5 protein-coding genes are annotated in these 13,614 nt (G+C 62.2%); 4 read left to right on the top strand and 1 reads right to left on the bottom strand.

The features are described 5' to 3' along the window. The first annotated feature begins 4 nt into the window (after window positions 1-4). From A4R29_RS23420 to A4R29_RS23410, 3 genes are read left to right on the top strand one after another with little or no spacing between them, the layout of a single operon-like run. Window positions 5-2,137 carry a type I secretion system permease/ATPase gene (locus A4R29_RS23420; RefSeq protein WP_013529845.1) on the top strand — a complete coding sequence of 711 codons (2,133 nt, stop codon included), beginning with the start codon at window positions 5-7 and terminating at the stop codon, window positions 2,135-2,137. Between the two features lie 42 nt (window positions 2,138-2,179). Continuing rightward, window positions 2,180-3,469 carry an HlyD family type I secretion periplasmic adaptor subunit gene (locus A4R29_RS23415; RefSeq protein WP_013529846.1) on the top strand — a complete coding sequence of 430 codons (1,290 nt, stop codon included), beginning with the start codon at window positions 2,180-2,182 and terminating at the stop codon, window positions 3,467-3,469. Next, window positions 3,459-4,100: a ribbon-helix-helix domain-containing protein gene (locus A4R29_RS23410; RefSeq protein WP_024502654.1), complete on the top strand. Its 642-nt coding sequence runs from the start codon at window positions 3,459-3,461 to the stop codon at window positions 4,098-4,100. The genes A4R29_RS23415 and A4R29_RS23410 overlap by 11 nt, the downstream gene beginning before the upstream one ends. Window positions 4,101-4,149: 49 nt before the next feature. On the opposite strand, the gene A4R29_RS23405 is transcribed toward A4R29_RS23410, so the two are convergent. After that, window positions 4,150-5,079 carry a transglutaminase-like cysteine peptidase gene (locus A4R29_RS23405; RefSeq protein ID WP_063172995.1) on the bottom strand — a complete coding sequence of 310 codons (930 nt, stop codon included), beginning with the start codon at window positions 5,077-5,079 and terminating at the stop codon, window positions 4,150-4,152. 323 nt (window positions 5,080-5,402) lie between these two features. On the opposite strand from A4R29_RS23405, the gene A4R29_RS23400 reads away from it, so the two are divergent. After that, window positions 5,403-13,583, top strand: a complete 8,181-nt coding sequence (locus tag A4R29_RS23400; RefSeq protein ID WP_063172994.1) for a DUF5801 repeats-in-toxin domain-containing protein — start codon at window positions 5,403-5,405, stop codon at window positions 13,581-13,583. The last annotated feature ends 31 nt before the right edge of the window (window positions 13,584-13,614 follow it).

The raw sequence follows: 13,614 nt of genomic DNA, 5'->3' as shown, positions 1-13,614 counted from the left end.
GATCGTGAACCAGCAACCCAACATCCTCTCCCCGAAGGAGGCGTTCAAGGCCTGCTTCTCGGCCGTTGCCGGATATCTCGGCAGGCCGAGCGCGGAGACCGTGCTGTTTGCCGGCGTGCCGCTCTCGGATACGCGAATTGCGGCCGACGACATCAGGCACCTTGCCGAACGCATCGGCCTGGAAGTCACGGAGTTCAATCATCGCGATTTTCTCAGGGGGCGTATCGACCTGCCGGCCATCGTCTTTCGCGTCAGCCAATTGCCCGTCGCCCTGCTGGCTCTAGGCGAAGGCGATGCGTATATCACCGCGCCCCAGGAAGACGGCCGCACCACGATCGGCCGGTCGGAACTGGCCGCCAGCTACATCAGCGGCGGCGCTTCCTTTTCGATCACCTATGCCAATGCCGCCGAGACCATGTCGGTCGGCTCGGCGGCCAGGATCGAGCGAAGACATTGGCTTACAGGGACGATGGGCGCTTTCTGGCGCACCTACTCGAAAGTCGTCCTGGCGGCGGTGTTCATCAATCTGCTGGCCATAGCCTCGCCGATCTTCACCATGAACGTCTACGACAGGATCCTGCCGAACAAGGCAATATCGACACTGTGGGTGCTGGCTCTCGGCATCGGTGCGGTCATCCTGTTCGACCTGCTTTTGAAGACGGCCAGGGCTTCCCTCATCGACTATGCCGGGCGCAAGGCGGATCTGCGGATATCCTATCTGCTGTTCGAAAAAGTGCTGAACTCGTCGCTTTCGGCGCGCCCCGGCTCGACCGGTGAATACGCAAACAGGGTCACGCAATATGAGTTCGTCAGGGAGTTCTTCACCTCCAACACCATAAGCGTGTTCATCGACACGGCATTCGTCTTCGTCTTTCTCCTTGTGATCTATGCAATAGGCGGCTGGCTGGTGATCATACCGGCGCTGGCCTTCGTGATGTCCGTCATCGTCGGCCTGGTCACCCAGCGCCGCATCGGCAAGCGCGTCGCAGCCTCGATGAACGAAGCGTCGCAGCGCCAGGCCCTGCTGGTCGAATCCATCTCGACGCTGGAGACCATCAAGTCGCTGCGCGCCGAGGCGTATCTGCTGCGGAAATGGGGAGAGCACTCCAAGAACGCCGCCAACACGTCCGAGAAAATCAAGCAGCTTTCGGCGGCAGCGGGCAACATCACCCAGTCCATACAGCAGCTGGTGACCGTCGCCCTGGTCGTGGCCGGCGCCTATGCCTTCTCGGAAGGGCATGTTTCGACAGGAGCAATCATAGGAACGGTGATGCTGGCGAGCAGGGCCGTGGCGCCGCTCGGCCAGATCGCCATAACGTTGTCCCGGTTCCGCCAGGCCATGCTCTCGCTGAGGATGGTGAATTCGATCATGGCTCAACCGGAAGACCGGCCCGACACGGTGGGCTTCGTCAACCGCCCCATCCGCAAGGGCGCGATGGTGTTCAGGAATGTCGGGTTTGTCTATCCAGGCTCGGAAAACGAAGTTTTGACCGGCCTGAATTTCTCGGTCAAGCCGGGTGAGCGGATCGGCATCATCGGCCGCATAGGATCGGGAAAGACGACGATGGGTCGGCTGGTCGGCCGGCTCTTCCTGCCGACTTCCGGTGAGTTGCTGCTGGATGGGATCGACATTCGCCAGTATCACCCGTCCGAGGTTCGCGCCGCGGTCGGCATCGTTGCGCAGGCCGGCGACCTGTTCTCGGGCACCATCAAGGAAAACCTCCTGATGGCATGCCCCGAGGCTACAGACGAACAGATCATCGAAGCGGCAAAGGCTGCCGGCGTCGATGATTTCGTTTCACGCCACCCGCGCGGCTACGACATGAATGTCGGCGAGCGCGGCACCAATCTTTCGGGCGGCCAAAGGCAGACGGTGGCGATCGCGCGCCTGCTGCTGACCAAACCGAAAATCGTCTTTCTGGACGAGCCGTCGGGCTCGATGGATCTTGCTTCCGAACGCCAGTTGATCAAGCAGCTCAAAGTCGCCTTTGACCGCGACACGACGCTGATCGTCTCCACACATCGGTTCAGCATGCTTGAACTGGCCGACCGCCTGATCGTTATCGAACAGGGCAAAATCGTTGCCGACGGACCGAAGGACCAAGTCATACAGGCGTTGCAGAAAACAAGCGCCTGACAAAACAATTATTGCTGCATCCAATGCGTTGGGGCGTGGGAAATGCTTGCCAGGGAAGATCGACCGCCGCTGTTTGCGTCGGCGTCCATATTCATCATCGGAGCGCTCTTCGTCGTTTTTGTCGCCTGGGCGTCCTTTGCCGAAGTCGATGAGATCGCACGCGGCGACGGCAAGGTCATACCTGCTTCCAAGACCCAGATCATCCAGGCGAGCGAGGCCGGTGTCGTTCAGGAAATCGCCGTGACGATCGGCCAGGTCGTCAAGAAGAACGATCTCATCATCCGCCTGGACAACACGCTCAACACGTCCAGCCTTGGCGAGCAGCAGGCCAAGGCGCGCGCGCTCGAAGTGCGCATAGCAAGGCTGAAATACGAACAGGCCGGCAATCTCTCGGGCCCATTTCCGTGCCCGCAGGACATCCAGTCGGTCGCTCCGCAAATCTGCGACAATGAACAGAAGCTGCTCATCGCCCGGCGCGGGAACTTCGACAACAAGCTGTCCGTGCTCAAGTCACGCCTCGATCAGCGCGAGAAGGAACTTGCCGAGGCGGAGGCCAATTCCGATCGTCTTTCTAAGAACCTGGTCGTCAGCGACCAGGAGGCAAAACTCGTCGACGCGATGGTCAAGAAAGGCCTGATGGCAAGGACCGAGCAGCTCCGGGTAGAGCGCGAGCAGACCGAACTCAACGGCCAGCTGAACCTTGCCGGCGAAACGATAAAGAAGATCAAATCGTCGATCACGGAAGCTCAGCTTCAGGTCGAGGAACTCGGCCTGCAACTGCAGCAGGAGGCGCTGGACGACCTTACCCAGGCGCTGGCGGACCTTTCGGTGGTGGATGAGACCATAAGGGGAGCCACCGACAAGGTCGCGCGCACCGATATCCGGTCTCCCGTGGACGGCATCGTCAACACGCTGGAACTGAACACGGTCGGCGCCTTCGTCCAGCCTGGCGCCGTCGTGGCCGGCATCGTGCCAACCTCCGAAACGTTGCTGGTGGAGGCACGGGTCTCGCCGCGGGATGTCGCCTTCATCCGGCCCGACCAGGAAGCCCTTATCAAGGTCACCGCCTATGACTTCTCGATCTTCGGCGGCATCGAGGGCAAGGTCTCCAACATCACAGCCGACAGCCTGGTCGATCAGAAAACGGGGGAGCCTTATTATCAGGTGCGCGTGGCGACGGACAAATCGACGCTTCAAAGAGACGGCAAGGCCTATTCGATCATCCCCGGAATGATCTGCTCGGTCGACATCAAGACCGGGCGCAAGACGATCCTGCACTACCTCCTGAAGCCGATCAACAAAGCGCGCGAGGAGGCGATGAGTGAGCGGTAGCGCCAGCCCTCATCATTCCGATCGCGAGCGGCTGCTTGCGCCAGTCGCCGCCGAGGATTTCGGGCTGGAGTTTCGGGTCGTGGCGCGAGGCGGCATACGGCGCGGCATTCGTCTGGAGCGGGCATTCTGGATGTCGCTGAAGCAGATGGCCGAAAGCAGGAAGTGCACGATCGGCATGCTCATCGACGAGATCGCCGAAAGCCAGGCCCAGACAGGCAATCTGACATCCGCGATCCGGGTGGCCTGCATGCGTGGGTTGGGGGACGAAAACCTGACCTTGCGAAGGCTTGCATCGATCAACACCATCAACGCCATACTGGTCGCGTGCCCGTCTCCGGCCTTTGCCCTGGCTTCTTCGAAGAAGATCCTGTCGTTCAACGCGCCGTTCCAGCAACTGGTCAAACGCCAATTGCCGATCGCTCCAAGCGATGACGCACGGCACGACCTCAAGCTGGCGCTGGACCTCAATGTGGCCGACATCTTCACGCGGCTCGACGCCAATGGCGAATCGCCGGTGGCCACCGGTTTTGTCATCGGCGCGGGTGACCGTCGATACCGGGGGCAATTGAATGCGGTGCGGGCTCCGGTGCTCGAGCCGGAACTGCTGATGGCGTTCGTCTTCGGCGGCTGAATGCCCGCCAGTCCTTGGCGAGAACCTATGGCTTAGACTGGCCGAAACCCTATGGCTGAAAACCTTCGCCGGGTGCGACGGTGGCGAAACCGCCCTTGATGTCGGCCATCTGGGCGCCGCCCGGTCTTGAACCGTGGATCCAGGCCCGGTCCGTGCTGAACGAATAGAGCGGGACGTAATCCGGGAGATCGCTGTCACGCATAACGGTGTTGCTGAGGCTGTCGAGAATGAAGGTGCCGCTGCCTGTGCTCACCGACAGCACTGCGTGAAAGAAGCCTCTCTTGCGATCCTGGAGGACGACAAGCGCCATGCTTTGCGTCGGAATGCCGGCCCTCAGCAGGGCCGTCATCTTGAGGATGGCAAAATCCTCGCAATCGCCGGCTCGCCGCTCAAGAATCTCCGAAGGCTTCGCCCAATAGTCGAGCTTGCCGTAGACGACGCTGTCTTTCCTGTAGGCGATCAGGCGATTGACGCTGCTGTTGACGAAGGACAGCTTCTCGCTGAATCCCTTGCCTTGAGCGGCAGCGATCATGCCGGCAAAAGCCGTGCTCTTGTGCTCGCAGGGGCTGCCTGCCGAGCAGGCGGTGATTGCCCGGTAGACAGGCGCCCAGCGCGCCGCGACGGGAAAATTGCGCATGGACAAGGCAACCGATCCGAAGACCCCTGGAATAATCGACGCGGTCTGCACCGGATCTATTCCGGCGTCATCTCGCGCCGTTGACGAGCCGTCCCCGCGGCCGATATCCGGGCTATAGCTGCCGGTGACCATGCCGATCCGGTAAGCGTCCGCAGGCTGCCAGGACTGGGGCCTCGTCAGTGAAACACCGCCGAGACAGGGCGGCGTCTGGACCTCCTCCTGGGGCCTGCCGGGTGCGGGGATATCGCTGGCGAATGACGGCCCCGCCAGGCCGACAAGCCCGATTGCCAGCAGGAGCATCTGGAGCCCGGTTTTTCCCGGAACCGATTTTTGCTTTTTCATAACACCCACCTTTGACTGTGGACGCTACCAATCTTGTCTCAAATTATTGGAAAGGAAGGTGGATAAATATCCAGCAACTGTCTTCATCTATTTTATTTAAAATTCTATTCAATTTTATACTTTGATTTACCAAAAAATCCCGGCCAGTCCTCCGTTAGGGAAGCCTCCGGAAGCCAGCATATATCAGGTTATATTGTCGCGGTTTACCACGTGTAAAAAATGCCGAGCAATGCATATCATAGTATATGAAATAGATTAGGGGGCAGTTGCAAAGTAGAAATGGCCGCTGTCTCTATCCGGTAAATATCGGAGGGGTTTCAGCCATGACGAACAATATCGAGTTGGACAGCTTTTCGGGTTCCTTGAACGAGCATTCCGCGTCCAGTGAACACGGCGATCAGACATCGCCGGCGGAGATCCGGGTCGCACAGGCAAATTCGACGCAGCAGGCCGCACCGGCAGCGTCCGAACCGGTGCCGGTCGATGTCGGCGGCGGAGCGCCCGTCAAGCCGGAAGCCCCCGCGGAAGCGAAGACGCTGCCGGCAGCTGCGCCGCACGAATATGTAGCCGACGCCAGCCACGTGGTAAGGCTTCCTGCCAACGCTTCCATCGACAACATCAAGGTCGACGGCCAAAACCTTGTGCTCGAACAGGCCGACGGCTCGGTGATCGTGATCAAGGACGGCGCCCTGAACGTGCCGACCTTCATCATCGGCGACGTCGAGGTGCCGCGCGTCGCGCTGCTGGCGGCGCTGGAAGCCAGCCATGTCGATGTCGCCTTCGGCGCCGACGGTTCCATCTCGGCCGGCCCCGGCGGTTCGAATTCAAGCGCAGGCGGTGATTTCTCGGTTCCCCCCGGCGGCATCGGCGACGGGTTCGACCTGTCGGCATTGCTGCCGCCGACCGCCTTGCAGTTTGGGCTTCTGGATCGCCGCGAACTGTTCCCGTCCATCGTCGACAGGCCGGTTTCAGTGGTGGCCACGTCACTGCTTGCCCCGACCGAAGCGGCCAGTGAAACTGGCCTCGATGGCAACCAGACACAATCGCCCGGCAGCGACGCGCCAAGCAATTCCGAAACCTCAGGCATCGGAACGATCAGCATCGACGCACCGGATGGAATCGGGTCGATCGTTATCAACGGTGTCGCCGTCACCGGCGTCGGCCAGCAGATCCCGGGCCAGTTCGGCTATTTGGAGATCGTCTCCTACAATCCAAGCACGGGTGCTATCCAATACAATTACACGGTGACCGAGTCGGTCACTCATCCCGAGCACACGAACGGATTCGATCCCAACGACACGGTTCCGGACAATTTCAGCATCACTGTCACGGACGTCGACGGCGATTCGGCCAGCACCACCTTTGCCGTCGCCATCGTCGACGACGTGCCGACCGCGGTTGCCGATACGGACAGCGTGACGGAAGACGGCGCGACGGTCGCGGACGGCAACGTGATCACGGCCAGCGGCGGCGCGGACGCGAATGTGACGGACGGCGTCGCCGACGTTAAGGGCGCGGACGGGGCGACGGTAACGGGCGTCGAGGCAGGCACGGTTGCATCGGCCTCGGGCCATGTCGGGTCGGCCGTGGCGGGCAGTTACGGTTCGATCACGATCGATGCGGACGGCCACTACAGCTACACGCTGAACAACGGCGCTGCGGCGGTCCAGGCGCTGACCACCGGCCAGCATCTGACGGACACGTTCACGTATACGCTGACCGATGGCGACGGCGACACCTCGACGACAACGGTCGAGATCACCATCAACGGCACCAACGACGTCCCACAGGTCGTCGTTGACCAGGGCAACCCGGCCGGCGCGCATGACCAGGTCTATGAAGCAGGTCTGGCGGCGGGTTCGGCGGCCGGCGACGGCAGCACGGTTGCGACAGGCACCTTCACGGTGTCGGACGCCGACGGGCTCGACGACGTGCAGAGCGTCACCATCGGCGGCGTCACGGTTGCCATTGGCAGCCTTAACGGTTCGGTCTTCCAGGGCGACCACGGCACGCTGCTGATCACCGGCTACAACCCGGCAACCGGCGTTGCGGCCTATCAGTACACGCTGACCAGCCCGACCACGGACGTTCCCGCAGTCACCGAGACCGACAGCTTCTCGCTCACCGTCTCTGACGGCACCTCGTCGTCGGCTCCGGCAGCCATCGTCATCGACATCGTCGACGACGTGCCCAATGCGGTCGACGACACCAACAGCATCAGCGAGGACGCGCTTTCGCCGGTCAACGGCAATGTGCTGACCAACGACCTGCATGCCAACAACCAGCCGGGCGCCGACACGCCGACGAGCTTCGTCAGCTGGGATGGCTCGACGACGGGCGCGCACGGCACCTTCGTGGCCAATCCCGACGGCACCTACACCTATACGCTCAACAACGCCGATCCGGCGGTGCAGGCGCTGGACGCCGGCCAGACGCTGACCGAGACCTTCAACTACACGATGAAGGATGCCGACGGCGACACCGATACGGCAACGCTGACCATCACCATCAACGGCACCAACGACGTGCCGCAGATCGTCGTCGACCAGGGCAATCCGGCCGGCGCGCATGACCAGGTCTATGAAGCAGGTCTGGCGGCGGGTTCGGCGGCCGGCGACGGCAGCACGGTTGCAACAGGCACCTTCACGGTGTCGGACGCCGACGGGCTCGACGACGTGCAGAGCGTCACCATCGGCGGCGTCACGGTTGCCATTGGCAGCCTTGACGGTTCGGTCTTCCAGGGCGACCACGGCACGCTGCTGATCACCGGCTACAACCCGGCAACCGGCGTTGCTGCCTATCAGTACACACTGACCAGCACGACGACGGACGTTCCGGCAGTCACCGAGACCGACAGCTTCTCGCTCACCGTCTCTGACGGCACCTCGTCGTCGGCCCCGGCAGCCATCGTCATCGACATCGTCGACGACATTCCGACGGCGAAGGCTGACACGGACGCGGCGCAGTCGGGTGAGACGGTGACGGGCAATGTCGAGACCGGAACGAGCACCAACGGGATCGGTTCGGCGGACACGGCCGGCGCTGACGGCATCGCTTCGATTGCCTGGGCGAACGTTGCGGGCAGCACGGTGACGGGCACGTATGGCGTGCTGACGGTCGATGCCAACGGCGGCTACAGCTATCATGCCAACCCCAACGCGTCGGGCATCGACGTCTTCAATTACGCGATCACGGACGGCGACGGCGACACCTCACCCTCGACGCTGACAATTGCCGTGTCGAGCGGCACGCCGCAGCCGGTCGCGGCAACAGTGACGGTTGACGAAGCCGCGCTGGACACCAGCATGACAGGCGACGACATCGCCAACGGCACAGTGACGGGCACGAATCCGTCGAGCCCGGCCGAGACTGTTACGGGGACGCTGACGCTCGGCGATCCGGACAGCCCGCATGTAACCAACATCGCCGGAGCCACATCATCGGCGGTTAACGGCAGCCCGGTGACTGTGCAGGGCACCTACGGCGTGCTGCAGATCGATCAAGACGGCCACTTTACCTACACGCTGACGACGCCCTTCACGACGGCACCTGCTACCGACAACGGCGCCGTGACCGAGCCCGGCAAGGACGTGTTCACCTACACAGTGACCGACAGTTTCGGCAACAGCTCTACCTCGACCATCTCTGTTGACATCATTGACGATGTGCCGACGATCTCGGCGAATGCGACACAGCCTACGCTGACGGTCGACGAGAGCGATTTTGGGACGAATGCGTCAGCGAGCTTCGCATCGGTGTTCACACCGGTGTTCGGCGCCGACGGCGCGGCGCTGGTCAACCCGGTCACCTATGCGCTGGGCTTCAACGCCGGAGCGACGGGTCTTGTCGATACGGCGAGCGGCCAGGCTGTGGTGCTGAGCCTCGAAGCTGGCCAGGTGGTCGGCCGGGCCGGCGCCGGCGGCGCGATCGTGTTCACGGTCGCCACCGATGCGTCGGGCAATGTGACGCTCGACCAGCTGCGGGCTGTGGTTCACCCGAACGCCGCCGATCCCAACGATGCCAAGAGCCTGTCGGCTGACAATCTGATCACGCTGACGGCAACGGTGACCGACAAGGACGGCGACACGGCGAGTGCGACGGCCAATATCGGCGGCAACCTGACCTTCAACGATGACGGCCCGTCTGTGACGGCGAATGCGACACAGCCTACGCTGACGGTCGACGAGAGCGATTTTGGGACGAATGCGTCAGCGAGCTTCGCATCGGTGTTCACACCGGTGTTCGGCGCCGACGGCGCGGCGCTGGTCAACCCGGTCACCTATGCGCTGGGCTTCAACGCCGGAGCGACGGGTCTTGTCGATACGGCGAGCGGCCAGGCTGTGGTGCTGAGCCTCGAAGCTGGCCAGGTGGTCGGCCGGGCCGGCGCCGGCGGCGCGATCGTGTTCACGGTCGCCACCGATGCGTCGGGCAATGTGACGCTCGACCAGCTGCGGGCTGTGGTTCACCCGAACGCCGCCGATCCCAACGATGCCAAGAGCCTGTCGGCTGACAATCTGATCACGCTGACGGCAACGGTGACCGACAAGGACGGCGACACGGCGAGTGCGACGGCCAATATCGGCGGCAACCTGACCTTCAACGATGACGGCCCGTCTGTGACGGCGAATGCGACACAGCCTACGCTGACGGTCGACGAGAGCGATTTTGGGACGAATGCGTCAGCGAGCTTCGCATCGGTGTTCACACCGGTGTTCGGCGCCGACGGCGCGGCGCTGGTCAACCCGGTCACCTATGCGCTGGGCTTCAACGCCGGAGCGACGGGTCTTGTCGATACGGCGAGCGGCCAGGCTGTGGTGCTGAGCCTCGAAGCTGGCCAGGTGGTCGGCCGGGCCGGCGCCGGCGGCGCGATCGTGTTCACGGTCGCCACCGATGCGTCGGGCAATGTGACGCTCGACCAGCTGCGGGCTGTGGTTCACCCGAACGCCGCCGATCCCAACGATGCCAAGAGCCTGTCGGCTGACAATCTGATCACGCTGACGGCAACGGTGACCGACAAGGACGGCGACACGGCGAGTGCGACGGCCAATATCGGCGGCAACCTGACCTTCAACGATGACGGCCCGTCTGTGACGGCGAATGCGACACAGCCTACGCTGACGGTCGACGAGAGCGATTTTGGGACGAATGCGTCAGCGAGCTTCGCATCGGTGTTCACACCGGTGTTCGGCGCCGACGGCGCGGCGCTGGTCAACCCGGTCACCTATGCGCTGGGCTTCAACGCCGGAGCGACGGGTCTTGTCGATACGGCGAGCGGCCAGGCTGTGGTGCTGAGCCTCGAAGCTGGCCAGGTGGTCGGCCGGGCCGGCGCCGGCGGCGCGATCGTGTTCACGGTCGCCACCGATGCGTCGGGCAATGTGACGCTCGACCAGCTGCGGGCTGTGGTTCACCCGAACGCCGCCGATCCCAACGATGCCAAGAGCCTGTCGGCTGACAATCTGATCACGCTGACGGCAACGGTGACCGACAAGGACGGCGACACGGCGAGTGCGACGGCCAATATCGGCGGCAACCTGACCTTCAACGATGACGGCCCGTCTGTGACGGCGAATGCGACACAGCCTACGCTGACGGTCGACGAGAGCGATTTTGGGACGAATGCGTCAGCGAGCTTCGCATCGGTGTTCACACCGGTGTTCGGCGCCGACGGCGCGGCGCTGGTCAACCCGGTCACCTATGCGCTGGGCTTCAACGCCGGAGCGACGGGTCTTGTCGATACGGCGAGCGGCCAGGCTGTGGTGCTGAGCCTCGAAGCTGGCCAGGTGGTCGGCCGGGCCGGCGCCGGCGGCGCGATCGTGTTCACGGTCGCCACCGATGCGTCGGGCAATGTGACGCTCGACCAGCTGCGGGCTGTGGTTCACCCGAACGCCGCCGATCCCAACGATGCCAAGAGCCTGTCGGCTGACAATCTGATCACGCTGACGGCAACGGTGACCGACAAGGACGGCGACACGGCGAGTGCGACGGCCAATATCGGCGGCAACCTGACCTTCAACGATGACGGCCCGTCTGTGACGGCGAATGCGACACAGCCTACGCTGACGGTCGACGAGAGCGATTTTGGGACGAATGCGTCAGCGAGCTTCGCATCGGTGTTCACACCGGTGTTCGGCGCCGACGGCGCGGCGCTGGTCAACCCGGTCACCTATGCGCTGGGCTTCAACGCCGGAGCGACGGGTCTTGTCGATACGGCGAGCGGCCAGGCTGTGGTGCTGAGCCTCGAAGCTGGCCAGGTGGTCGGCCGGGCCGGCGCCGGCGGCGCGATCGTGTTCACGGTCGCCACCGATGCGTCGGGCAATGTGACGCTCGACCAGCTGCGGGCTGTGGTTCACCCGAACGCCGCCGATCCCAACGATGCCAAGAGCCTGTCGGCTGACAATCTGATCACGCTGACGGCAACGGTGACCGACAAGGACGGCGACACGGCGAGTGCGACGGCCAATATCGGCGGCAACCTGACCTTCAACGATGACGGCCCGTCTGTGACGGCGAATGCGACACAGCCTACGCTGACGGTCGACGAGAGCGATTTTGGGACGAATGCGTCAGCGAGCTTCGCATCGGTGTTCACACCGGTGTTCGGCGCCGACGGCGCGGCGCTGGTCAACCCGGTCACCTATGCGCTGGGCTTCAACGCCGGAGCGACGGGTCTTGTCGATACGGCGAGCGGCCAGGCTGTGGTGCTGAGCCTCGAAGCTGGCCAGGTGGTCGGCCGGGCCGGCGCCGGCGGCGCGATCGTGTTCACGGTCGCCACCGATGCGTCGGGCAATGTGACGCTCGACCAGCTGCGGGCTGTGGTTCACCCGAACGCCGCCGATCCCAACGATGCCAAGAGCCTGTCGGCTGACAATCTGATCACGCTGACGGCAACGGTGACCGATAAGGACGGCGACACGGCGAGTGCGACGGCCAATATCGGCGGCAACCTGACCTTCAACGATGACGGTCCCCAGTTTGGAACTGTAACCAACGCCCACCTGTCAAACGAAGTCGGGCATTTGCAGGGCGTTTTGCAGTACGATACGGGAGCAGATGGCCTGGGATCGCTGACTATTTCCAGCATCGCGGGCTTGCCGGCAGGCTGGACAACCAGTGCTGCTGGAGGCTCCTCGGTCAACATCTTCGCATCGGACGGGACGCAGATCTTTACCGTTCAACTCAATCTCGACGGCACCTACGATGTCATCCAATTGGCTGCGCGGCCTGGAACAACGTCGACGATCGATCTGGCTTCCAGCATCGCAAACTCGCCGATTGGAAACTATGACTTCGGTGCCGTGAAGCTGACTGCCTTGACGGATGATACCGGATCATCGGCTACGGCCAACTTCAATGCATATACGGATAATTCGGAGCCCGGTGGCCATGCTTTCGGACTTGGAAATCCCACATTCGGCATAGATGACAGTTTCAAGTTGGAGTTTCCTAGCCCGCTGTCCAATTTCAGCCTGAAGATTGCCAGCGTGGACAATAAAGGCATTATAAACGTCACGCTATCGGATGGCACAACAACCGTTACGATACCGAAAACTATCGATTCAACGTCCACTTATCTTACCATCACGCAAAGCGATCTGACGGCCAACGGTTTGACAGGTATTACGTCTGCGATACTAACGGGAGTCGATCAGCCTGCTAATGCCAACGATATCAAAGTTTCGTTCTCGACGTTTTCCTACTCGGAATCTCACCCCGCTGGCGACATGCATTTCACAGTCAACGTGAGCGGCAAAGATGGCGACAACGATTCCGTCAGTACCGGCTTTGACGTCAACTCGGTTGGCGGAGCTACATCCGCCGATCACTTCGTTGGTACAGCAGCGAATGATGTTTTCCACGGTGGGACCGGTACCGACCAATTTGACGGTGCTGGCGGGATACTGAACATCGTGGACTACACCGGCAGCGTCGGAGCGGTCTCGATCCATCTCGCGGACAATGGATCCGCATCGGGTGTACCGGCAGACTTGAGCAATCCGGCAGCGGGCACTATCGGCGGCGGCGACGCGGCTGGAGACATCCTTGCCAATATCCAAGGGCTGATCGGCGGCAATGGCGGCGATTACCTGTTCGGCAACTCCGGAGACAATTACCTCGCGGGCGGCGGCGGCAACGACACTCTCAACGGCGGCGGTGGCAATGACATTCTTGTTGGCGGCGCTGGCCATGACACGATGACCGGCGGCACCGGCGCCGACACGTTTAAGCTCGACGACCTCAATATCAAAGATCTCATCATCGACTACAATAAAGGCCAAGGAGATCAGATCGACCTGACTTCGTTGTTCGACAAGGCTGCAGGGACCATCGACGACTACGTGCATTACGACACCAGCACCAAGACGCTGAGCGTCGACACCGATGGTTCGGGCAATGCGGCCAATTTCGTGGTTGTCGCCGATTTGCAGGCCGGACCGACCACTGCCGGTGCCATCACGATACTCTACGACGACACGGCGCATGTACAACACACGGTCACGATCTAACGCCATAGCGCACAACCACGCGATTATGTTA

This window comes from Mesorhizobium ciceri biovar biserrulae (assembly GCF_001618845.1).
GTDB classification, from domain to species: Bacteria; Pseudomonadota; Alphaproteobacteria; order Rhizobiales; family Rhizobiaceae; genus Mesorhizobium; species Mesorhizobium ciceri.
The sequence above is the reverse complement of the archived record's forward strand: the minus strand, read 5'-3'. Positions and strand labels throughout refer to the sequence as shown.